Source organism: Flavobacterium collinsii (assembly GCF_946903285.1).
GTDB classification, from domain to species: Bacteria; Bacteroidota; Bacteroidia; order Flavobacteriales; family Flavobacteriaceae; genus Flavobacterium; species Flavobacterium collinsii.
In genome coordinates this window covers 3,105,069-3,125,846 of sequence record NZ_OX336425.1, presented here as the reverse complement: position 1 = coordinate 3,125,846, position 20,778 = coordinate 3,105,069, and the positions used below count along the sequence as shown (strand labels likewise).

At 30.0% G+C, this 20,778-nt stretch carries 26 protein-coding genes; 19 read left to right on the top strand and 7 right to left on the bottom strand.

Features of this window, described 5'->3' with window-relative positions:
• Nucleotides 1–66: 66 nt before the first annotated feature.
• Nucleotides 67–357: a hypothetical protein gene (locus OGZ34_RS13020; protein ID WP_263360464.1), complete on the bottom strand. Its 291-nt coding sequence runs from the start codon at nt 355–357 to the stop codon at nt 67–69.
• A 629-nt stretch (nt 358–986) separates the two neighbouring features.
• Here OGZ34_RS13020 and OGZ34_RS13015 point away from each other — a divergent pair.
• From OGZ34_RS13015 to OGZ34_RS12990, 6 genes are all read left to right on the top strand, one after another.
• A complete protein-coding gene (locus tag OGZ34_RS13015) occupies nt 987–1,472 on the top strand; it encodes a hypothetical protein (protein ID WP_263360463.1) in 486 nt (161 codons plus the stop codon).
• Entirely contained in the window at nt 1,456–2,172 is a 717-nt protein-coding gene (locus tag OGZ34_RS13010) for a hypothetical protein (protein ID WP_263360462.1), read from the top strand. The genes OGZ34_RS13015 and OGZ34_RS13010 overlap by 17 nt, the downstream gene beginning before the upstream one ends.
• Nucleotides 2,153–2,566 (top strand): hypothetical protein, encoded by a 414-nt coding sequence (locus tag OGZ34_RS13005; RefSeq protein ID WP_263360461.1) that lies wholly within the window; start codon nt 2,153–2,155, stop codon nt 2,564–2,566. Before OGZ34_RS13010 ends, OGZ34_RS13005 begins: the two co-directional genes overlap by 20 nt.
• Before the next feature lie 308 nt (nt 2,567–2,874).
• Nucleotides 2,875–3,246 carry a hypothetical protein gene (locus tag OGZ34_RS13000; RefSeq protein ID WP_173968531.1) on the top strand — a complete coding sequence of 124 codons (372 nt, stop codon included), beginning with the start codon at nt 2,875–2,877 and terminating at the stop codon, nt 3,244–3,246.
• A 19-nt stretch (nt 3,247–3,265) separates the two neighbouring features.
• Entirely contained in the window at nt 3,266–3,568 is a 303-nt protein-coding gene (locus tag OGZ34_RS12995) for a hypothetical protein (protein ID WP_263360460.1), read from the top strand.
• Nucleotides 3,569–3,870: 302 nt separating this feature from the next.
• Nucleotides 3,871–4,233 (top strand): hypothetical protein, encoded by a 363-nt coding sequence (locus tag OGZ34_RS12990; protein ID WP_263360459.1) that lies wholly within the window; start codon nt 3,871–3,873, stop codon nt 4,231–4,233.
• Between the two features lie 93 nt (nt 4,234–4,326).
• Here OGZ34_RS12990 and OGZ34_RS12985 read toward each other — a convergent pair whose 3' ends face one another.
• Entirely contained in the window at nt 4,327–4,788 is a 462-nt protein-coding gene (locus OGZ34_RS12985) for a DUF6939 family protein (RefSeq protein WP_263360458.1), read from the bottom strand.
• 398 nt (nt 4,789–5,186) lie between these two features.
• Between OGZ34_RS12985 and OGZ34_RS12980 the strand changes: the two genes are divergently transcribed.
• From OGZ34_RS12980 to OGZ34_RS12935, 10 genes are all read left to right on the top strand, one after another.
• Nucleotides 5,187–5,732: a hypothetical protein gene (locus OGZ34_RS12980; RefSeq protein ID WP_173968542.1), complete on the top strand. Its 546-nt coding sequence runs from the start codon at nt 5,187–5,189 to the stop codon at nt 5,730–5,732.
• An 82-nt stretch (nt 5,733–5,814) separates the two neighbouring features.
• Nucleotides 5,815–6,264, top strand: a complete 450-nt coding sequence (locus OGZ34_RS12975; protein WP_263360457.1) for a hypothetical protein — start codon at nt 5,815–5,817, stop codon at nt 6,262–6,264.
• 443 nt (nt 6,265–6,707) lie between these two features.
• Nucleotides 6,708–7,325, top strand: coding sequence for a hypothetical protein (locus tag OGZ34_RS12970; RefSeq protein ID WP_173968540.1), 618 nt, complete (start codon nt 6,708–6,710; stop codon nt 7,323–7,325).
• 195 nt (nt 7,326–7,520) lie between these two features.
• Nucleotides 7,521–7,955, top strand: coding sequence for a helix-turn-helix domain-containing protein (locus OGZ34_RS12965; protein WP_263360326.1), 435 nt, complete (start codon nt 7,521–7,523; stop codon nt 7,953–7,955).
• 14 nt (nt 7,956–7,969) lie between these two features.
• Complete coding sequence (locus OGZ34_RS12960; protein ID WP_263360456.1) at nt 7,970–8,821, top strand: IS3 family transposase; 852 nt, start codon at nt 7,970–7,972, stop codon at nt 8,819–8,821.
• Between the two features lie 234 nt (nt 8,822–9,055).
• The gene (locus OGZ34_RS12955) at nt 9,056–9,595 is read left to right on the top strand and encodes a hypothetical protein (protein ID WP_263360455.1); all 540 of its coding nucleotides are present in this window, start codon (nt 9,056–9,058) and stop codon (nt 9,593–9,595) included.
• The gene (locus OGZ34_RS12950) at nt 9,592–10,077 is read left to right on the top strand and encodes a hypothetical protein (protein WP_263360454.1); all 486 of its coding nucleotides are present in this window, start codon (nt 9,592–9,594) and stop codon (nt 10,075–10,077) included. Before OGZ34_RS12955 ends, OGZ34_RS12950 begins: the two co-directional genes overlap by 4 nt.
• A gap of 7 nt (nt 10,078–10,084) precedes the next feature.
• Nucleotides 10,085–10,558 (top strand): hypothetical protein, encoded by a 474-nt coding sequence (locus OGZ34_RS12945; protein WP_263360453.1) that lies wholly within the window; start codon nt 10,085–10,087, stop codon nt 10,556–10,558.
• 32 nt (nt 10,559–10,590) lie between these two features.
• The gene (locus tag OGZ34_RS12940; protein WP_263360452.1) at nt 10,591–11,058 is read left to right on the top strand and encodes a hypothetical protein; all 468 of its coding nucleotides are present in this window, start codon (nt 10,591–10,593) and stop codon (nt 11,056–11,058) included.
• Nucleotides 11,059–11,371: 313 nt separating this feature from the next.
• The gene (locus OGZ34_RS12935; RefSeq protein ID WP_263360451.1) at nt 11,372–11,794 is read left to right on the top strand and encodes a hypothetical protein; all 423 of its coding nucleotides are present in this window, start codon (nt 11,372–11,374) and stop codon (nt 11,792–11,794) included.
• 246 nt (nt 11,795–12,040) lie between these two features.
• Here OGZ34_RS12935 and OGZ34_RS12930 read toward each other — a convergent pair whose 3' ends face one another.
• Entirely contained in the window at nt 12,041–12,796 is a 756-nt protein-coding gene (locus OGZ34_RS12930; RefSeq protein WP_263360450.1) for a hypothetical protein, read from the bottom strand.
• Between the two features lie 173 nt (nt 12,797–12,969).
• Here OGZ34_RS12930 and OGZ34_RS12925 point away from each other — a divergent pair, with 173 nt between their 5' ends.
• Complete coding sequence (locus OGZ34_RS12925) at nt 12,970–13,167, top strand: hypothetical protein (RefSeq protein WP_173966699.1); 198 nt, start codon at nt 12,970–12,972, stop codon at nt 13,165–13,167.
• 142 nt (nt 13,168–13,309) lie between these two features.
• On the opposite strand, the gene OGZ34_RS12920 is transcribed toward OGZ34_RS12925, so the two are convergent.
• The 3 genes from OGZ34_RS12920 to OGZ34_RS12910 form a co-directional block, all read right to left on the bottom strand.
• Nucleotides 13,310–14,212 carry a LamG domain-containing protein gene (locus tag OGZ34_RS12920; protein WP_263360449.1) on the bottom strand — a complete coding sequence of 301 codons (903 nt, stop codon included), beginning with the start codon at nt 14,210–14,212 and terminating at the stop codon, nt 13,310–13,312.
• Nucleotides 14,213–14,593: 381 nt separating this feature from the next.
• Nucleotides 14,594–15,634, bottom strand: coding sequence for a PLP-dependent cysteine synthase family protein (locus OGZ34_RS12915; protein ID WP_173966701.1), 1,041 nt, complete (start codon nt 15,632–15,634; stop codon nt 14,594–14,596).
• 70 nt (nt 15,635–15,704) lie between these two features.
• Nucleotides 15,705–17,840, bottom strand: coding sequence for a S9 family peptidase (locus tag OGZ34_RS12910; protein WP_396191976.1), 2,136 nt, complete (start codon nt 17,838–17,840; stop codon nt 15,705–15,707).
• Between the two features lie 67 nt (nt 17,841–17,907).
• On the opposite strand from OGZ34_RS12910, the gene OGZ34_RS12905 reads away from it, so the two are divergent.
• The gene (locus OGZ34_RS12905) at nt 17,908–18,228 is read left to right on the top strand and encodes a YbaB/EbfC family nucleoid-associated protein (protein ID WP_029269321.1); all 321 of its coding nucleotides are present in this window, start codon (nt 17,908–17,910) and stop codon (nt 18,226–18,228) included.
• Between the two features lie 245 nt (nt 18,229–18,473).
• On the opposite strand, the gene OGZ34_RS12900 is transcribed toward OGZ34_RS12905, so the two are convergent.
• Nucleotides 18,474–19,493, bottom strand: a complete 1,020-nt coding sequence (locus OGZ34_RS12900; RefSeq protein ID WP_173966703.1) for a threonine aldolase family protein — start codon at nt 19,491–19,493, stop codon at nt 18,474–18,476.
• A 151-nt stretch (nt 19,494–19,644) separates the two neighbouring features.
• On the opposite strand from OGZ34_RS12900, the gene prfB reads away from it, so the two are divergent.
• Nucleotides 19,645–20,743 (top strand): peptide chain release factor 2 gene (gene prfB, locus OGZ34_RS12895; protein WP_263360447.1). Its coding sequence is split into 2 segments (ribosomal slippage): nt 19,645–19,707 and nt 19,709–20,743, totalling 1,098 coding nucleotides; the frame shifts between segments, so codons are not numbered across the junction.
• Nucleotides 20,744–20,778 lie beyond the last annotated feature (35 nt).

Below are 20,778 nucleotides of genomic sequence, written 5' to 3'. Positions count from 1 at the left end.
AAGCGAATGTTTTACCTACTAGTATAACAAGATCAGATGGGACATATAGTAGTGTCGATGTTTTGTTTACAAAATAGATGAAAGATCACTATTACTATAGTAATAATCTTTAAAAAACAAAAGTAGGTCTTCAATATCAAGAGAAGATTTATTTTTGTTTAATGTAATACTGATGATATCATTGTCTTCAATTTTTTCGATTCTCCAAAAATCATTATCATTTACTAATAAAAGAAAAATCCATTCATTAAAATACTTAGAACAAAAAGTTATTCTTTCCTTTCCGTCTCTCTTCTCTTTATTTGGAAAGACAAAACTTGTAAATCCAATTATTAGAAATTTTTCTTTTATTGTCATATTACTTCGTTAAAGTCTTTTTATTTCATTTCTTTGACATAGCTACAATTAAAAAAAGATAATTTACTTTTTACAATTACTATATAATTTTAGAATGTATTCATTCTCCTTTCAAAAATTCAAGATTAATGATTTACAAGATTTAAGCTCTGTTTTATGCTATTGAGCGTCTCTAAAATAGAATAAGAATACGAATAGCTTTATAAACCTAATTTACAACAAACAATAATTCTCAACAAACATGATTATTTCAATCTCAATTCCATAAATAATTACAATCTGTTTCTCAACAAAAGTAGATAAAACAACTTTACAAAAAAAACATATGCATTCTTCTTGCTTGAAAAATAAAGAATACAATACAAGCTTAAACTTATATCAAAAACTATTATTCTTAAAAAATACTTTTTAAATCCACAAAGGATATTATTTTAGTATTTTAAAAAATTAACAAACTGTACAATTCCCCTGGAGGCATTGTTTTAATAGAACAACAAGAAAAAGAATTTGTGATGATTGATTTTAACCCATGGAGGTTATTCTGTAATCCCGTCCAGGGAAGTAAAAAAAGTCTTTGAAGATATCAAAGCTGAGGTACCTCCATTTAAAATCAATTTAAATTAATGAAGATGAAAATTACAAAAATTTACTATGCACTTGTACTTATTTGTTGCTTATTGACTCCTTTTTTTTCTTTTACAATTTATCGTCAATATTGTTATGTAATTGGTAATAGTTTCGAAAAAATGATGCGAGTTGAAAAACTTACAAGAGATCCTTCAAGTTCAAAACGTATTTCAACCACTATTTATGGGCAAACTGATGGACAAAAAGTATACTTCAGTTCATATGATGATGGGGCATACGATTTTATGTTATACATGGATACTAAAACAGAACAATCAATTGATTACAATAATTTAACACCACTAAAATTGTATGTACCAGTCGTTAAATTTGGAACCTCAAAGTTTGTATTATATATAAAAAAAGAACAGACTAAAGATGACGCAATTAAAGAGAACTTATATCCTTGGATTTTTATAGAAATCTTAAGTTTTGGTCTACTATTAACATTTTTTATTTTAAAAAAGAAGTATGAAAAGAAAAATTAAACTATTACTAATAATAAGTATGTTGTATCAATTTGGCTTTTCCCAAAAAGTTAATTTTGAAGCAACAAAATTAATTGTAACTAATCAAGTTGATGATAATGCATTATTAATGAACTTTAATAAAGCTGTAAAGTTTAAATATGGAAAAAATATTGAATTAGATAAAAATAGTCCAGAGGAAGTATTTTACAATTTTTTTAATATTAATTCTTCTGAACAATTAAAGTCTTTCTTCAGTGACAAGATTCCTTTAACATATTCAAAAAAAGATTACCTCAATTTAATTAACGTTTATAAAAGTAACCCTGAAAAAAACTTTTATGAGTTAGATTTTAAAATATTATTTAAAGATGGTAGTAATCAATATTCTTACATAAAGTATATAAATCATAATGAATTATTTCCTAAACCAATAGCATCTATTATTTATTTAGAACTGATCAACAATAAATGGATAATTAAGGATTTAGGAGATAATTTAGAACTAGGTATTTTTTTATCCAGTATTAAAGGGGATAAATTAGAAAAAATTATACTAAAAAAACAGTCTCCAGTAGATAATAAAATAATACAGCCCTATATTACAAATGACAAAATAGATTTTAACAAATTAATGAATGATTTTTATGATCTTAAAAAAAAGGATATCAAACATCCTTTAGTTCAACTAATTTACGATAATGAATTCTCTATTTTCTAAAGACCAATCCATAAAAAAACTAATCCCAATAATATTACTTGTCTTTTCTCACAATATCATTTTATCTCAAAATTCAATTCCATTTAAATACTTAAATAAATTTTATGATGAAATTAATTTTGAAGAATATGAAAATAATAAAACCAAATTCTCTGATTTCGGAAATTCTATTAAAATAAATCTTGATAATATTAAAAAAAATGATAGTATCAATATTAAGCCCAAAATTGAATTCTCTTCTAAGAACAAAAGATATTTAGTATTAAAATTTAAAGAAATTAGTCAAAATGCAAAAATAGATTTTTTATGTTTTGAAAATAATTCTCCTGTAGAGCTACCATATCCATATTCTAGTATTTTAAAACTCCAAGGCAAATTTCTTATTGAATTTTAAAGTTCCGAAAATAATTCAAAATATGTCGATATTAATAAATTAAAACCATTAGCTAAAGATCTAGATGGAAATTTAAATATATTTAAACTTGCGGATATTATTGAAAAAAACAAAACTTCACTTTCCAAATACCTCGATCAATAACAGCTCAAAATACACACGAGACCATTAAAAACTAATTCTTCTATAAAGACCAAAGCTCTAGATTTTCAGAGCTTTTTTAATAAACCCGTTATGGAAGATCTTGATTTTGCTTCAAAAGCAAGAAGTGAAGATTTTCAACAACGATCTTATGCAAATAAATTATTATGAATAAAATTTCAATTATAAAAAAAATACAATTAGGACAGAAAACGTTTCCTATTGAAAATCTACTTTCGGAGTTACATTTTAATTTTTATTGTGGAAAAGGAGGAATAAAACATCAGGTTATTCTATCAACAGAAACTTCATCTTTATTAAACTTGCTGATAGATAGTGGCCAGATTGACAATACCCTCTTAGCCAAAAATGAAGTAGATAAATTGCCGAATTTAGAGAACAAACAAAGAATTTTTCCCTATAGATATCAAATTTTAAATTCAGAAGAATGTAATAATACATATCTTATAGTTTTTGATATTTATGAATACAGAGAATATTACAGTTGTACTGTGTATGGAGTTTTACAAATCGAATAAACAATTTCAATTAATGACTATGAAAAGAATTAATAAATTTATGTTAGCGTTACTTTTTGTTTTCTCAATAGTACAATTATATCCAAATTCGATCGATCCGGAGTGTTCTATAATTACATTCGCAAATGATATGTCCACTGCTAGTTCTGAATTCAAAGCTTTAATTCAAAATCGAGATATTTTTAAAGCATGTAATTTATTAAATAAAGAATCTCCTGCTTTAAGAGCCGACATTAATGAACTTAAATTAGTTTCTAAAAACTTAGATGAAATTAGCAAAGCTGGCGGATATCTAAAGTGGAAAGTTCTAAAAGAGGGATAAATTTCAATCAAAAAGTCTATTGATTATATAAGTTAAGTTGATAATACAGTAACTCCTTATATTTCAAGCTGGACAGATAAGGAAAAAGCATTAGCCTATGCCTTAGACCATGGTGGGGAGAAAGTTGTTGAAATTGATTTGACAAAAATCAACGGAAAATATATTGATCTATCAAATAAGGGTATAAGAGAAACCTTTTTAAAAGGAGATAGAGTACAAAGTTTCGCTAAAAAATCTCATGAATTTTTAATCATTATTGACGAAATTCCAACTACAGCATTTAAACTTATAAACTAATTAATATGTACAAAATAACTGCCAAAGACATTAAACAATTTCTTTTTAATGAAGATAATGGTTTTTTAATAAAGTATCACACGATGGATGGAATTGACCTTGTTTTATTAGATAAATTATATGATATTTTAGAAGAATTAAAAATGGATTGGAAATATAAAGAAAATGTTCCTAAAGATATACTACATTATTTAATGACTGTAGTACCGGGCTTATATCACGATTTAGAATTATATAAAGATGACGAAGAAACATATTACATATATAATGAATTAATTTATAATTTGAGTATTGCAATAGAAATGTGCTTAAATCCCGATATTAATGATCCTCATTATAATACTCCTCTTAAAGAGTTAGGAGATTAAAAATTAAATGAACTAGTTATTCTCTATAAAACTTTTAATAAGACTTGCATGAGATAGCGGCTTAGTTATATTTTGAAGATCTGTATTTGTCTCTTAATCTAATAATACTAATGATTTAGTGGAAGAAATTATTTTCAATTCTTCTACAAAATCATTAAGATATTTTTTTAACACATATTCATAAGACGGAACATATATATTTAGTCTAGCATTATAATAATCCAAAAGTTCAGAACTATTTATTCCCTTTTGATGTCCTAATACAATACCGAATTTTCTAGTCGTTCTTTTCAAGTTTTTCATATTTTTAATCAAAAACTTAGATTCATCAATTCCGTAATTTTCAAAAACCTTTAGGCCTTGCCAAATCCCTTCAACAGATTCACTGTAACAATTATCTATAAAAGGAATTGGAATATTTCCAACTGGATAAAAAGGGCTAAATTTTACAAAATCATTTGTAGCTTTTGATGTTACATCAATTATTTCAGAATTTGGATATTCTTTTTGTATAGTTTGAACGGATTTTCTTTTATGACAGATAAATATTGGCATTTTTGAATTATTTTTGATTTTTTTAATAGTATAAACTACTGCTAAGAGTTTTTTCTTTTTAAACTTGTTCGTTTACATTTTCAAAATAAACGACATAAATCGAGTAAATTTTAGATGAATTCCTTATTATATCTTTTAGTAAATAGATTTTCAGTAATAACAAATAAAAAAATAACTTACTATCTGTTACCCTTTTTATGTTCTTTACTTTACATTATTTCTTAAACTTTCTTCAATGTAATTTAACAGCAAATATACAAAAATTGGTGTGGCGATTTTAGATATAGTTTACATACGAAGATCCAAAGTTTATAAAACATATAATATGTTTTTTAATATCCTAATTAGTAGTGATCAGCATAATGAGACAGAAATAATATTTTGAAACAATAATTAAGATGATAAAAGTATCCGAAAAAGACTGGGAAGTATTTGATAAAAACTATAGAATTAGTAGAGAAAAATTATTTCTCATTTTTCCTTATAGGGCAAATTATGAAGAGTTGAAACAGTTGTTATTAGAGTCAAAAACTGATTCTATATACGATACACGATTTACTGATATATTGTGGAGATTTCCGATTTCTATGCCGGATAGTGATTTTATGAAATTATTACAATTCTTTTTATTAGAGAATTGGCATCATAATCATGAATCCATAATTGGTTCATTTCAAAATAGTTTTAATGAAGATAAAGAGAATCTAAAATATTTAATGCAGGCATTTTATTCACTTCCTGAATTTTATAAATATGATGAAGCACTTAAATATCCATATATTCGTAAAATTATCTATGCTATTGGTGTACAACCAGAACCGTATAACATTGAAGCATTAGAAATAATTGCACAATCAGAAGATGAAGAAATAAGAGAATTAGCATTACATCAAATTGAAAAAAGAAAACGACTTGGCAGATGGGAAGCTGAGGAGGATGAATAATTAAAATAACATTCTTATTTGAAAAGTAAAAGTGATAAAAGTATCAGAAAAAGACTGGAAAATTTTCCACGAGAATTATAGAATGAGTAGAGATGAACTACTTCCAATATTTCCTTATAAGGCAAATTTTGAAGAGTTAAAGCAATTATTATTAGAATCAAAAACTAACCATGTTTTCAATAATAGATTTAATGCAATATTGTGGAGATTTCCTATTTCTATATCGGAAACTGATTTTTTAAAATTATTACACTTTTTTTTATTAGAATCTGGACATCATGATCATGAAGAAATCATTTCATCATTACAACAATATTATAATAAAGATAAAAAAAGTATAGAGTACTTAATGAAGGTCATATCTTCTCTTCCTGAATTCTATAAGTATGATGAAGATTTAAAATATCCTTTTATTCGTAAAATCATCTATGCTATTGGCGCACAACCAGAGCCATACAATATTGATGCATTAGAAACTATTTCACAATCAGAAGATGAAGAAATAAGAGAATTAGCATTAACATCAAATTAAAAAAAGAAAAAAGCTCGGTAGATGGGAAGCCGAGGATAACGAATAATTAAAATAATATTCTTATTTGAAAAGTAAAAATGATAAAAGTACCAGCTTTCCGAAGTGTTCAACTGAAAAGCTGTGCAAATGTCTCTGACTTTGCGCTTTTTTTACGCTTATTGAATTATTAAAGTTCGTAAAAATCTCCCGACTTTTTATATTTATTTCTTAATATTATTTTGATTCTTTCTTTCTCATAAATTGTATCTAGTAAATTTAGCTTTAAAGTCTGAAACTTTACAGTTTATGTGTTTTAAACTAGACGTTTGCAAGTTGGCGCAAAGTCGCAGACATTTGCCAGCGATTTTACTGCGGGCATGTACATTAGAGTTCGTGGAGTAAAATATGAAACAGCCTCACTTTATAAAAAGATACAAATCGTAGAACCACCTAAACAATAAAAAATGAAAAAAATATTGTGTTACGTTACATTAGTTTTTGCCTTTGGCGGACTTATTTCTGAATCAATGAATGACTTTATGAATCTTAAATTGATTTATTATAACTTACATCCGGACAAATACTATGAAAAAGATAAATTATATATTTATAAAAAAGAAGAAAACAATTCTACAAGTTCTAGTGGATCAAATTCATGGTATTATGGTACTCTAGAAAAACAAAAAACAAAAGATAATATCTATTATAGTAGATCTTACTTGAAACAAAATACATTATCTGATTCTAAAGGCGAATATCTCAAAGTATGGTACTGTAAAAAAGCACAAAAAATGATTCTAAGAGAAGGCGATAAATTGAGCCCAGAAATTTATTTTAGCGGTATAATTATCTATGCTTTAATCATAATGATAATTCCGTGCTTAATCACAATAACAAAAAAAGTAAAAATGAAAACTAAACTTTCAATAGTCTTATTATTTGCGATAACCATTCAATCATTTTCACAAAACCAAAATGAAGGCTATATTGTTGAGGATGATAAAAATATCATTGTAGAAATATCAAATTACAGTGTCCCATTAAAGATTAATAGGGTAAGTTCTCAATATCAGATTAATTAAAGTAGTTTCTCAATAACTATATAAGTTAAAAATGAAAGGCATTAAAAACTATTCTTCTTTTTTTAATTATACATTTCCAAGATAGTATCTCAAAAAACAACTCCTCTACAAACATCAAAAGCTCTGGAAACCACAGAGCTTTTTCTATTTAATAAATGTCTAGTCCTGAAATAGCGATACACAAAAAGTATCATTATGGAAGTACCTCAAGAAATACGCTATGTAAAGCGTACACAAAAAGACTACTCTATGTCTTTTAAATTACAAGTTGTTCAGGAAATAGAACGCGGAGAACTCACAGCAACGGAGGCTACAAAGCAGTACGGCATCCAATGCAAAAGCACAGTTGTCCAATGGCTTAGGAAATTTGGTAACTTTGATTGGGAAAACCAAACCTCTATGAAAATGGCAAAAACACCTGAACAAAAGATTATGGAGCTTGAAGCTCAAGTCAAACTTTTAGAGAAACAAAAGGCACTCCTGGAAAGACAGGCTTTTGTTGCAGACAAGAAAGCAATCTTATTTGACATGATGATTGATTTAGCGGAAAAAGAATATCATATTGATATCCGAAAAAACTCTGTGCCCGAACAATCACCCATTTCAAAGAAAGAGAACAACAAACAATAGGATTTACCTGTTATTTGTTCGGGATAGACAGACAGGTTTATTATCGAAAAATTAAAAGAACAACAATTAAACAAAATAAAGCTAAAGAAGTTGTTTTAATGGTTAATGATCTTAGGCAATTAATGCCTAGAATAGGTGCTAGAAAGCTCTATTATCTTTTATTGGATCAACTCCATTTGATGAAGATTGGAAGAGATAAATTCTTTGATATACTTAGAGCTAATCATTTATTGGTACAACCTAAACGCAGTTACCATATAACCACAAATTCACATCACCGGTTTAGAAAGCACAAAAATCGAATTTTAGATTTAGAAATAAATCGCCCTGAACAAGTTTGGGTATCCGATATTACTTATATCGGAAAAAGAGATAATCCGTGTTATCTAAGCTTGATCACAGATGCTTATTCAAAAAAGATAATGGGGTATTATGTTGCTGAGAATCTCGATACTCAAAGTAGTTTAAGAGCTCTTAAAATGGCTCTTAAGCAAAGAACGCATAATACATTAACTCTAATCCATCATTCAGATAGAGGTTTGCAATATTGTGCACATGAGTATCAAAAAGAACTTATGAAAAATAAAGTATTATGCAGCATGACCCAAAATTCAGATCCTTATGAAAATGCGATAGCAGAAAGAATTAATGGAATTTTAAAACAAGAATTTATGATCGATAAGTATCATCAAAAAAGAAAAATTACAAACTTAATAATAAAGGAATCTATCAATATTTATAATAATCTCAGACCTCACTATTCTAATTACATGTTAACACCAAATCAAATGCATTCTCAAAATCAAATTCAAATGAGAAGATATAAAACAAAAAACAGTTGCAAGAGGGTTCTTGCAACTGTTTAATTAATTATTTTTATGTAATAATCTGTATCGCTTTTTTAGGACGAGACAAAACAACAAATCAATCAATTCTCTTAATCATTTTTTTCTTTGAATAAATAAAAATCATATTTTAATTATAAATATATTCATTGAAATAAAACAGTACGTATTTTATAGAATAACTTAGATAGAGATACGAGCGAGACACTTACACCAGCTGGGGCGAATACAAACACACTATAAGATTTAATTAAAATGAAAAACATTACTTTTTTAAAAAAACATAAGATAATTAAAATTGTATTATTAATACATCTGGCAACTTCGCTTATTGTGACCTTTACAATGGTTGTACACGGTCTTATTGATGGAGATATAAAGAAACCTTTTAAGGAAAATTATGAAAATTATATCGCATTGTACAATCCTAAAGAATATTTGAAAAATGCTGTTTTTGTAGTTGATAGCGCCTATATTGAAACTCAGGCAACTTCAAATCAGGGATCATCCACAACTTTCAAGGATTACACTATAATCAGAGGACATTTGTTACACTCCAAAACTAAACAGGAGATTACTTATGAGTACGTAAATTCAAATATATTAGATAGCTTTTATCATAAAAAAGTAGAAAAAATAAACGTCTTAAAAAACAGCATCAATGGTATTGCCTTTTTAGAAGACAAAAAATATATAAGCTCTGAAAAGATGAATGCTGTTTCGAACTTGTATTTTAATCTTTCATTCATTCCGCTTATTATAATTTTACTCGTCTTAAAAATTAAAACCAAATGAAAAAAATATTTACTATTATACTTGTAATTAACGCACTAATATCTTTAGCAATAATTTTTAGTAATTTATTTAATTTAAAAGGACCCTTTCAAAACATTAAAGCGTTAAATCAGTCAGATAAATATTTAACAAATGACATTTTAGTTTTGGATACAATAATCAAAACTTCAAAAGTTAAAGATGGGTCAACAAGTTATAGTACAACAATTAAAGGTAAATTAATAAATGAAAATATTTCAAGAGAAATAAGCTATTTATATAAGGACAATAGTTATGAAAAAGATATTTTTAAATTTAAATATAAAATGGTGTATCAAAAAGGTTTAAAAGTATATAGAAATGTAATAAATGACAATATCTTTTTAAAAAACCATAAATATTTACAGAGTAAAAAGGCGGATGCACTTTTAAAAATCTACTTTATTTGTTCACTAATTCCTTCATTAATTTTAACCTTAGTTCTAATGAAATATAAAAAATGAATAAACTATGAAAACATTTTGTTTAACACTAATATTTCTAGGGATATCAATATTAGGAATTGAAATAGCCAATGATTTTACTAAAACCAAGATATTTTACGCCACATTTAATCCGCAAAAATATTATCATAAAGATATATTAGTTGTAAGCGAAAAAATACCACCGATGAATAGTAGCAGTAATAAAACTTCCTGGATATTTTATGGATACTGCAAATCTGACAAATTAAAAAGTGGCATTACAATTTCCAAAAGCATAATCGAAAATCAAAATACATCTCAAATTCCAATTTGGAGAATAAGCTCTGTAAAAAATAAAATAATATACCGACGAAAAAATAACATAATAAATAGTCCTTTTTCTTATGAAATGCGCGACTATTGGAGTACTCCAATATTTATTTTGGCAGCAATATCAGCCCTATTTTATTACATTACTATCAAAAGAAAAGAACGAAAAAATACTGCAAAACAGACATAAAAGGAGCCCTGAAATAACCATCATTTAAAAACATGAAAAAAATTATAATCTATCTCATCATTATTTATTCAATCTTTTACTTAATCATTGAATTAACATATAATTTCCCAAAGATTAAAACAACTTATTCTTTTTTATGTGTTAAAGAAGGAATGGTTCGTGATACTCTTTTAGTTAATTCAGATGACCCTGCTTCACATTCAGGAACAACCTCTACATCTGTAGTATATAAAGGCGTATTAAGTTCTAATAATGAAACTGCGCAAATAACATTGTCTAATAATCGATATCCATATCTTAATGAAAGAAAAGACTACACAAAGAATAAACCAAATAAAATAATTGTCTATCATTCAAATTTATCCAATCACTTTTTATTCCTAGAAAAACCGGATAGTGCTTTAAGACTTGGATTGACATACTTTATAGATCCTGTCTTATTCTTTATATCAATATTTTTGATACTATATTTATTAGTTTTAAAAATAAAAAAAAATTAATACTAATTCTAACTTTTATATTCCCAACTAGTTTGTTTTACAGCAAGGCAAATGATGTCAATGGAGTGGTTTTAGAATACAATGCAGTAAAGGCTTTTGACTATGCTACTTGAAAAAAAACTAAACCAACTCTTCAAATCTCATAAAAAACGAAAAATTGAAGATATTACAACTGTATAGAAAAAATAACAATATCTAAAGATGTTAGTACATTGGAAACAAAAGACTTCAGTTATGAACTCTTTAGATTAGATATATCAAAAGAAATAGAAGTTGAAACAATTGATATTAAAACTATATTTAACTAATTATTGTGAAAGAAAAAATAATATTTCATGGTTTTATATTAATAATCTTTCTTGTTTCACTCAAGAGGATTATTAATAATATCACATATAAAAAAGAAATTAATATTGGTAAAGGTGTTATTTATGATCGTGAATCATATAAAGGAAGTGCTAACTCGGCTAAAACATATACTTATTTTATTATAGATAAGAATGGAAAAAAGTATGAAGATTCTGAGAATGATGATACGATAGAATATGGTTTTTTAATTAGGGATACTGTTACATTTAGAAAACTTCACAATGGTAATCCAAAATCTGCACGAATGATAGAGCGCAACGGAGAACAAGTAAGAAATTATTATGGCTTTGTAGATTATGCCAGCGCAGTCTGTATTATACTTATAATTCTCGGTTATATATTTATACCAAAACTTTTAAAAAAATAAAATTAAAATGGGTAATGTCTCAATAACTATATAAGTTAAAAATGAATGACATTAAAAACTATTCTTCTTTTTTTACTTACAAATTTCCAAGATAGTATCACAAAAAATAACTCCTCTGCAAACATCAAAAGCTCTGGAAACCCCAGAGCTTTTTCTATTCAAACAACAACAACAACAACAACAACAACAACAACAACAACAACAACAACAACAACAACAACAACAACAACAACAACAACAACTCAATCAATTCCCTTTAATCACTTTTTTTTCTCTATAGTTAATCCCCAGTCCTCGGGCAATATAAACTTTAATCAGCTCCTCAGTGTTGATCATTATATTTTGATGAAGAATCTTTCCTTTCACTTTTTTAATGTCGAAAGGAATCGTTTTGGATAAATAATAATCCCCGCTCGAGATTGTAATCATAAGTGCTTCATCATTTTTAGAAACCAGGGACGTAATCGAAAAATCACCTGTTTTGGGATCTATTTTCATAGCAGGTTGTGAATCATTGATACTAAGCGTTAGATTCGGATAAATTTTGCCGCTTAAAGGCCTGTTTGTTTTTGCATCTAACAACTTCCCTTTGATTGTTATCGAAATTTCTTCCTGAACGGTTTGACTAATCGCTATTTTACCTAAAACATTACTTTTAGGTACTGATTCATTTATTTCAGTTTGAAGCGGAGTTTTCTCCTGTCCTGTAACATTTGATGCTAACAAAATTGAAGCTGCAACTGCCGCATACTTTAGCGTATTGATTTTGGAAATTTCGTGGTGTGCGAACTCCTCTTCCAACTGCGTTATTTTCAATCGGGCACAAATATTCTGGTCTTTATTATTGGCAACAAATCTGGCCACTTCGGCATTTGTTTTTCTGCTTAAATCAATTACATTTTTGGCACAGGAATCACAAAACGAACCTTGTGAATTAGGAATCATCTGGTCAAAATTTTCAGAACAAGGATTGGCTATTTCTAAAGTGAATTTCTTTTTCATACTATACTCTTTTTAGTTAAAATCATGCAACAACGATTATACTTCTATAGAGTACATTTTGAATCAAAAGGTTGGGAAGAACTAAAAATATTGTTTTTACTTTTCGTCTTAATATCAATTTCAAAAAAAATAAATCCTTTTTATCTGCTATATTTACAAAAAAAAATAAAACAATGAAAACATCAAAATATACCAAATATGCAGTAATCCTTTTGGTTATTGTATTTGTAATTCTTAGTGTGATCAGCTGTACAGCTCATACGCACAGTACTGGTTCTGGCTCCGGAAAAATCCCACCGGGACAAGCCAAAAAAATGTCAGGAAGCAAAAGTGCCAAAGCTTATGCTCCGGGACAGCAAAAAAAGCAATAACAAAGAATCAAAAAGCCTTCTTCAGATAAACTTCGGAAGGCTCTCTCACTATTCAAAAAATTTATTGCTCTTAAGCAACATTGAAAAAATAAAAACTAACTGACTATTCTCTATTAACCAAAACCTTGTTCTTAATTTTAAACTATTTTTTTGAAGGCATATTGGTGATTTTCAACAAATAAGTTCCTTCAGGCAGATCATTAATATTGATAGTATTATTGCTTCCAAGAATTTTTTGCCCTTGTGAAAATACCTCAACATTTTTAGAAACTTTATTCGAATCACTCACTACAGGACTGGCATTTGGTACAACTTTGGTTTTTACCACTGCATTTTTCACTGTTTTTGAAACAGCAGCAGTTTCAGTATTTGCTACAACAGGAGTAACTGCTTTTGAACTCTCATAAGAAGCTTCAACCTGTTCGCTTGTCATGGCAACATCATAAATTTTTAAATCGTCTATATCGGCATTGATACCCACTGTAGTGTTTATTTCCCCTAATCTGAAAATATTTCCTTTCGTAGAGCGACTAATTCCTTCAGCAGCTTTTAATAAAACACCATTGCGGTATATCTTAGAAGTCTTTCCGTCATAAGTTATCGCATATTGATACCAAACGTCTTTGGCAAGCGAAACTGAAACAAACACATCATTAGAGGCTCCCCAGCCTGCTAAACTTAAATCAGAGTTAGACGAAGCCGTTCCTTGCTGCAGCAATCCGCAATACTGCGCATTATAAGCTGTACCGTAACCCCATATATAATTTGCCGATGCAATATCATTTAGTTTTACCCAGATACTGACAGATCTGGGACTATTACCCTGAGGAAGATTTTCCACAACAGCTTCCATAGCTTTATTAGTGAGACGTTGAGCACCTTTGGCCACCCCTGCCCTATCTGCAACAAAATTTGCAACGCCGACAAAAGAAGCTGTATTGTCGGTATTATTTAAAGTACTATTGAAGTTAAACTCTTGTATTGGATTTTGAGCATTGATATTCAAATAACTAACAAACATCAAAGTGAGTAGTAGTTTTTTCATAATAGATAGGTTTAGGGATTAAAAAAACACGGTGTCGTTCTAACAGCTCTAAACTAAATTATTATGCATATGGACGAAAATTTATTCGACAACGGACCAAAATAACCGTTAAATAACCAAAATTGATAATTTAAAGCTTCTAATTACATTTATTTATACTTTAATTTATTCTGTTAAAAATATAAGCTTATCGCAAATAAACCATACAATTACTACAAATAAACAAACAACTTACAGCAAATAAAAAAATATTAACATCCTATACAAACACTTATAAATTCACAAAAAACTAAAATTAGCCGTTTAAAACAAATTTCTGCATAAAAAAACTCCATTCGTAAAACGAATGGAGTTGCTATAGTAAGAAAGCAGTTTAATGTACTACTTTACAAATTCAATTTTCTGAACTTCTTCTTCATTGACACTGTCAAAGAAACCTTGTTCGTTCATCCAGTCATCACTAAATACTTTACTCATATAACGAGAACCGTGATCAGGGAAAATGGCAATGATGTTACTGTCTTTTGTAAACTCACCTTCTTCCGCGTATTGCTTAATAGCCTGCATTACCGCTCCTGAAGTGTATCCTACAAACAAACCTTCTTTTCTGGTGATTTCTCTTGCAGAGTGAGCACTTTCTTCATCTGTCACTTTCATGAACTTATCGATGATATCAAAATCGGTAGCCGAAGGAATTAAATTTTTACCTAAACCTTCAATACGGTACGGATAAATTTCTTTGTTATCAAATTCTTTTGTTTCGTGGTATTTTTTCAACACCGACCCAAAAGCATCAACACCTAAAATTCTGATATTTGGATTTTGTTCTTTTAAGAATTTTGCAGTTCCTGAGATTGTTCCTCCGGTTCCACTACAGGCAATAAGATGTGTTATTTTCCCTTTTGTCTGTTCCCAGATTTCTGGTCCTGTAGAGTTATAATGTGCATCAATATTTAACTGATTAAAATACTGATTAATGTATACCGAACCTTTTGTTTCTTCATGCAAACGTTTCGCTACATTATAATAAGATCTCTCATCATCTGCTGAAACGTGAGCCGGGCAAACATAAACCTTTGCACCTAAACTTCTCAACATGTCAATTTTATCTTTCGATGATTTTGAACTTACTGCCAAAATACAATTATAACCTTTTATAATGCTTACCATTGCCAAACTAAAACCTGTGTTACCGGATGTCGTTTCGATGATGGTATCACCTGGTGATAGAATACCTCTTTTTTCAGCCTCTTCAATAATGTATAACGCTATTCTATCTTTTGAGGAATGTCCTGGATTAAAAGCTTCTACCTTTGCGTAGAAATTTCCTTCTAACTCTTCGGTGATTTTATTTAGCTTAATAAGCGGGGTATTACCTATTAATTCTAAAACATTATTATAAGCGTTTATTTCTTCTTTCATAAAAAAATAGTTAATCAAAGGTATTTTAAAATAACCTTGATAGGTTGCAAATTTAACAAAAAATTTCTAATTAGCTTTTAATTTTTTCTAAATCTAATAAAAAACTAAATTCTTTTGCTAAGTCTTTTAGAGCCTCAAAACGTCCTGAAGCTCCGCCATGTCCGGCATCCATATTGGTATCTAAAAACAATAAATTACTATTTGTTTTTAAGTTTCTCAATCTGGCTACCCACTTGGCAGGTTCCCAATATTGTACCTGCGAATCGTGTAATCCGGTAGAAACATACATGTTAGGATAATTTTGTGCTTTTACATTATCGTACGGTGAGTACGACAACATATAATCGTAATATTTTTTATTATTGGGATTTCCCCATTCGTCATATTCTCCTGTTGTCAACGGAATACTGTCGTCCAGCATTGTGGTAATAACATCTACAAAAGGCACTTGAGCGATCACTCCGTTGTACAATTCCGGCGCTTCATTAACGATAACCCCCATTAAAAGTCCTCCGGCTGATCCTCCTTCTGCATACAAATGTTTAGAAGAAGTGTATTTTTCGTTAATGACAAATTTAGAGCAATCAATGAAATCTGTAAAGGTATTTTTCTTTTTTAACAGTTTTCCATCTTCATACCACTGTCTTCCTAAATCTTCTCCCCCTCTAATATGGGCAATGGCATAAACAAAACCGCGGTCCAGCAATGAAAGTCTCGTAGAAGAAAAATAGGTATCCATTGTAATTCCATACGAACCATATGCATAAAGAAGTAATGGATTTTTACCATTCTTTTCCAATCCTTTTTTATAAATCATCGAAATCGGCACCCTAACGCCATCTCTGGCAGTTGCCCAAACACGTTCTTCGATGTAATTATCTTTATCAAATTTTCCTCCTAAAACCTCTTGTTCTTTTAAAACCTCCTTCGTTTTAGTCTTCATATTAAAGTCGATTACAGAAGATGGCGTTGCCAGCGATTGATAGCTGTAACGTAAAACATCCGTATCAAAATCAACATTTGTAGTCGTAAAGGCATTATACGTTTCACTGCCAAAAGGAAGATAATAATCCGGTTCACCATTCCAAGGCATAATGCGAATGTGGTTCAAACCATTTGAGCGTTCTTCTACTACTAAGTAATTCTTAAAAATCTCAATATCTTCTAATAAAACATCTTCACGATGCGGAATAAGATCTACCCAATTCCTTTTCCCTGTTTTGTTTTCAGGCGTTTTCATCAGCTTGAAGTTAGTCGCCTTGTCTTTATTGGTTAAAATATAAAAGCAATCTTCAAAATGCGAAATACTATACTCCAGCCCACGAACACGAGTCTGAAACACTTCAAACTCCCCATCGGGATTATCGGAATTTAAAATTCTGTATTCCGTCGTTAAAGTACTTCCGGAACCAATTACAATATACTTTCTTGATTTTTCTTTACTAACAGAAACATTAAATGTATCATCAGTTTCATTAAAAACCAAAACATCTGTTGCAGAATCTGTATTTAATTTATGTCTGAAGATTTTATCCGCTCTTAAAGTTACTTCGTCCTGTTTGGTATAAAAAACGGTTTTATTGTCATTAGCCCAAACAGATCCTCCCGTTGCATTTTCGATTTTATCCGATAAAATTTCTCCGGTCTCTAAGTTTTTAAATTGAATGGTATAAATTCTTCTTCCTACAATATCCACTCCAAAACTTGCAAATTTATTATCAGGACTAATACTTAAACCTCCTAATTTAAAGTAAGCATGTCCTTTTGCCAATTCATTACAATTGAATAAAATTTCTTCGGCTGCCGAAAGACTGCCTTTTTTTCTGGCAAAAATTGGATAATCCTGTCCTGTCTCAAAACGAGTGATGTAAAAATATCCGTTATAAAAATAAGGAACCGAGGAATCGTCTTCTTTAACCCTTCCTTTCATTTCCTCATACAAATCTTCCTGAAATGCTTTTGTATGCGAAGTCATTTTCTGGTAGTACGCATTTTCCTGATTCAGATAATCAATTACCTCAGGATTTTCACGGTCATTCAACCAAAAATAATTATCTACTCTAGTCTCTTTATGTTTTTTTAGTGATTTTGGAATTTCTTTGGCTTTTGGAGCCATTATATCGTTTTGCATTGATTGAGCATTAGTTTTTAAATACGGAGCAGCAAAAATACTACAAACACAACAGAACCAAATTAATTTTTTCATAAAATATCTATTGCTTTCATACAGCAATATACTAATTTTGTATGAAATAATTTAAAAATCAACAAAAATGGACTTAATGGGAATGATGGGCAAACTTAAAGAAACCCAACAAAAAATTGAAGATACAAAAAAGCGTCTAGATACTGTTTTGATTGATGAACAAAGCGCTGACGGATTATTGAAAGTAACATTAACCGCAAATAGAAAAGTAAAATCAATCTCTATTGATGATTCTTTATTGGAAGATAAAGAACAACTTGAAGACTACCTTATTGTAACTCTGAATAAAGCAATAGAAAAAGCAACAAGCGTAAACGAAAGAGAATTGGATGCTGTTGCCAAAATGGATATGCCAATGATTCCGGGAATGGATAATCTTTTTAAATAACTGAGGTTCTGAGGTTCTGAGGTTCTGAGGTTCTGAGGTTCTGAGGTTCTGAGGTTCTGAGGTTCTGAGGTTCTGAGGTTCTGAGGTTCTGAGGTTCTGAGGTTCTGAGGTTCTGAGGTTCTGAGGTTCTGAGGTTCTGAGGTTCTAAAAAAAAGCTGTCCTAAAGTGACAGCTTTTTTTTTACTTGTAGCATTTAAAATCAAACCTTAGTATCTTAGAGTCTTAGCACCTTAGAACCTTTTCCGCTAAAACTTCTGAAGTGTCTCAATTACATAGGTATGCATTACTTCTTTGTAATCTAAATGTGTGACAATTCTAAGCTTATTATGTCCCATCGAGCTTATTAAGATATTTTTTTGTTTTAATTTCTCAATCAAAAGCTGATCACTATATCCTTCTGCCAAAGAAAAAATCAAAATATTCGTTTCTACAGGCTCTATTGCTGAAACCCAGGATTTTGTACTTAATACAGCTGCAATTTCTTTAGCTCTTCTGTGATCTTCTGCCAGTCTTTCAATATTATGTGCCAAAGCAAACAATCCCGCTGCGGCTAAATAACCTACCTGACGCATCCCCCCACCAAGTATCTTCCTTATTCTCAACGCTCTACGAATATCTTCTTTACTTCCAAGCAGCACAGAACCTATTGGAGCGCCTAATCCTTTAGACAAACAAACTGAAATCGTATCGAAAATTGCTCCAAACTCTTTTGGGTTTTGCCTCTTAGCGACCAATGCATTCCAAATTCTGGCTCCGTCTAAATGGAATTTCAAATTATTGGCGTCACAAACTTTTTTTATCTCTCTTAAATCTTCTAATTCATAACAAGCACCACCTCCTTTATTAGTGGTATTCTCTACACAAACCAAACTCGTTAAAGGACTGTGATAAAACTCTGGATCGTTAATTGCCGCAGCAACCTGACTCGCATTTATCATCCCGCGATGTCCGTCTAACAAACAACAGGAAACACCGCTGTTAAACGAAACTCCACCTCCTTCATAATGATAAACATGAGCATATTTATCTGCAATCAATTGTTCTCCGGGTTGTGTATGTAATTTAATTGCGGTTTGATTTGCCATAGTTCCAGATGGAAAAAAAAGCCCGGCTTCCATACCAAAAAACTCAGCTACTCTAGTCTCTAATTCGATAACTGTAGGATCCTGCCTGTATACGTCATCGCCAACATGAGCATTAAACATATACTGCAACATTTCATATGTTGGTTTAGTAATGGTATCGCTAATTAAATTTATTTCCATATTCTAAAAACTATATCTTATTTTTGTACAGCAAAATTACGTATTACTGTTAGTTAATTTTGGTAAGTTTCAGTAAATTTTAACTTCCTAATTACTATAGAACCAAATTAACGTAATATTTGTAAAAAACATATAAAACTACTATTAATTTATGACAACGACCGAACAAATAAAAGGTATTGTGGAGCGCCTTGGTGCGTTGAGGAGGTATCTTTGACGTTGATGCCAAGCTAATCGAAATTGCAAACGAAGAAGAAAAGACCTTTGCGCCTGATTTTTGGAACAATACAAAAGAAGCCGAAGCCATTGTGAAAAACCTTCGAAACAAAAAAAAATGGATCGAAGATTACAACAAAGCAATCGAACTGACAGATGAATTACAACTGGCGTATGATTTTTACAAAGAAGGGGAACTTTCTGCAGAAGAATTAGACGAACATTACAACACCACTCAGGCACATATTGAAAACATTGAGTTCAAAAACATGCTTTCAGATGAGGGCGACAGTTTAAGCGCCGTAGTCCAAATTACAGCCGGAGCAGGTGGAACTGAAAGTTGTGACTGGGCCGGAATGCTTATGCGAATGTACATGATGTGGGGAGAAAGTTACGGTTACAAAATAAAAGAACTGAACTTCCAGGCCGGAGAGGTTGCCGGGATCAAAACCGTCACCTTAGAATTTGAAGGCGATTATTCTTTTGGATATTTAAAAGGTGAAAACGGAGTACATCGTTTAGTCCGAATCTCTCCTTTTGACAGTAATGCCAAACGTCATACTTCATTTGCATCTGTTTACGTATATCCGTTGGTAGATGATAGTATCGAGATTGACATCAATCCTGCCGATATCGAAATTACCACTTCGCGTTCAAGCGGTGCCGGAGGACAAAACGTAAATAAAGTTGAAACCAAGGTACAATTGGTACACAAGCCAACCGGAATTCAGATTCAATGTTCCGAAACACGTTCTCAACAAGACAACAGACAACGTGCTATGCAAATGTTACGTTCTCAATTGTACGAAATCGAGCTGAAAAAACAACAGGCACAACGTGCCGATATCGAAGCCGGAAAAATGAAAATTGAATGGGGCTCACAAATACGCAACTATGTGATGCAACCTTATAAACTAGTAAAAGACGTTCGTACAGGATATGAAACCAGTGATGTTGACGGCGTAATGAACGGCAACATTGATCCGTTCCTGAAAGCATTTCTAATGATGATGGGACAGAAAGAGGAAGAATAAATTAGTTATCAGTATCCGGTCGCAGTTTTCAGTTC

Excerpts from the sequence above, each read along its gene's own strand:
- OGZ34_RS13010 (WP_263360462.1), top strand. The coding sequence starts at position 1,456 with ATGAAAAGAAAAATTAAACTATTACTAATAATAAGTATGTTGTATCAA.
- OGZ34_RS12940 (WP_263360452.1), top strand. The coding sequence starts at position 10,591 with ATGAAAAAAATTATAATCTATCTCATCATTATTTATTCAATCTTTTAC.
- OGZ34_RS12955 (WP_263360455.1), top strand. The coding sequence starts at position 9,056 with ATGAAAAACATTACTTTTTTAAAAAAACATAAGATAATTAAAATTGTA.
- OGZ34_RS12915 (WP_173966701.1), bottom strand. The coding sequence starts at position 15,634 with ATGAAAGAAGAAATAAACGCTTATAATAATGTTTTAGAATTAATAGGT.
- OGZ34_RS12995 (WP_263360460.1), top strand. The coding sequence starts at position 3,266 with ATGAAAAGAATTAATAAATTTATGTTAGCGTTACTTTTTGTTTTCTCA.
- OGZ34_RS13005 (WP_263360461.1), top strand. The coding sequence starts at position 2,153 with ATGAATTCTCTATTTTCTAAAGACCAATCCATAAAAAAACTAATCCCA.
- OGZ34_RS12905 (WP_029269321.1), top strand. The coding sequence starts at position 17,908 with ATGGACTTAATGGGAATGATGGGCAAACTTAAAGAAACCCAACAAAAA.
- OGZ34_RS13020 (WP_263360464.1), bottom strand. The coding sequence starts at position 357 with ATGACAATAAAAGAAAAATTTCTAATAATTGGATTTACAAGTTTTGTC.
- OGZ34_RS13000 (WP_173968531.1), top strand. The coding sequence starts at position 2,875 with ATGAATAAAATTTCAATTATAAAAAAAATACAATTAGGACAGAAAACG.
- OGZ34_RS12930 (WP_263360450.1), bottom strand. The coding sequence starts at position 12,796 with ATGAAAAAGAAATTCACTTTAGAAATAGCCAATCCTTGTTCTGAAAAT.
- OGZ34_RS12990 (WP_263360459.1), top strand. The coding sequence starts at position 3,871 with ATGTACAAAATAACTGCCAAAGACATTAAACAATTTCTTTTTAATGAA.
- OGZ34_RS13015 (WP_263360463.1), top strand. The coding sequence starts at position 987 with ATGAAAATTACAAAAATTTACTATGCACTTGTACTTATTTGTTGCTTA.
- OGZ34_RS12920 (WP_263360449.1), bottom strand. The coding sequence starts at position 14,212 with ATGAAAAAACTACTACTCACTTTGATGTTTGTTAGTTATTTGAATATC.
- OGZ34_RS12985 (WP_263360458.1), bottom strand. The coding sequence starts at position 4,788 with ATGCCAATATTTATCTGTCATAAAAGAAAATCCGTTCAAACTATACAA.
- OGZ34_RS12965 (WP_263360326.1), top strand. The coding sequence starts at position 7,521 with ATGGAAGTACCTCAAGAAATACGCTATGTAAAGCGTACACAAAAAGAC.
- OGZ34_RS12925 (WP_173966699.1), top strand. The coding sequence starts at position 12,970 with ATGAAAACATCAAAATATACCAAATATGCAGTAATCCTTTTGGTTATT.
- OGZ34_RS12910 (WP_396191976.1), bottom strand. The coding sequence starts at position 17,840 with ATGAAAAAATTAATTTGGTTCTGTTGTGTTTGTAGTATTTTTGCTGCT.
- OGZ34_RS12980 (WP_173968542.1), top strand. The coding sequence starts at position 5,187 with ATGATAAAAGTATCCGAAAAAGACTGGGAAGTATTTGATAAAAACTAT.
- OGZ34_RS12900 (WP_173966703.1), bottom strand. The coding sequence starts at position 19,493 with ATGGAAATAAATTTAATTAGCGATACCATTACTAAACCAACATATGAA.
- OGZ34_RS12950 (WP_263360454.1), top strand. The coding sequence starts at position 9,592 with ATGAAAAAAATATTTACTATTATACTTGTAATTAACGCACTAATATCT.
- OGZ34_RS12970 (WP_173968540.1), top strand. The coding sequence starts at position 6,708 with ATGAAAAAAATATTGTGTTACGTTACATTAGTTTTTGCCTTTGGCGGA.
- OGZ34_RS12945 (WP_263360453.1), top strand. The coding sequence starts at position 10,085 with ATGAAAACATTTTGTTTAACACTAATATTTCTAGGGATATCAATATTA.
- OGZ34_RS12975 (WP_263360457.1), top strand. The coding sequence starts at position 5,815 with ATGAGTAGAGATGAACTACTTCCAATATTTCCTTATAAGGCAAATTTT.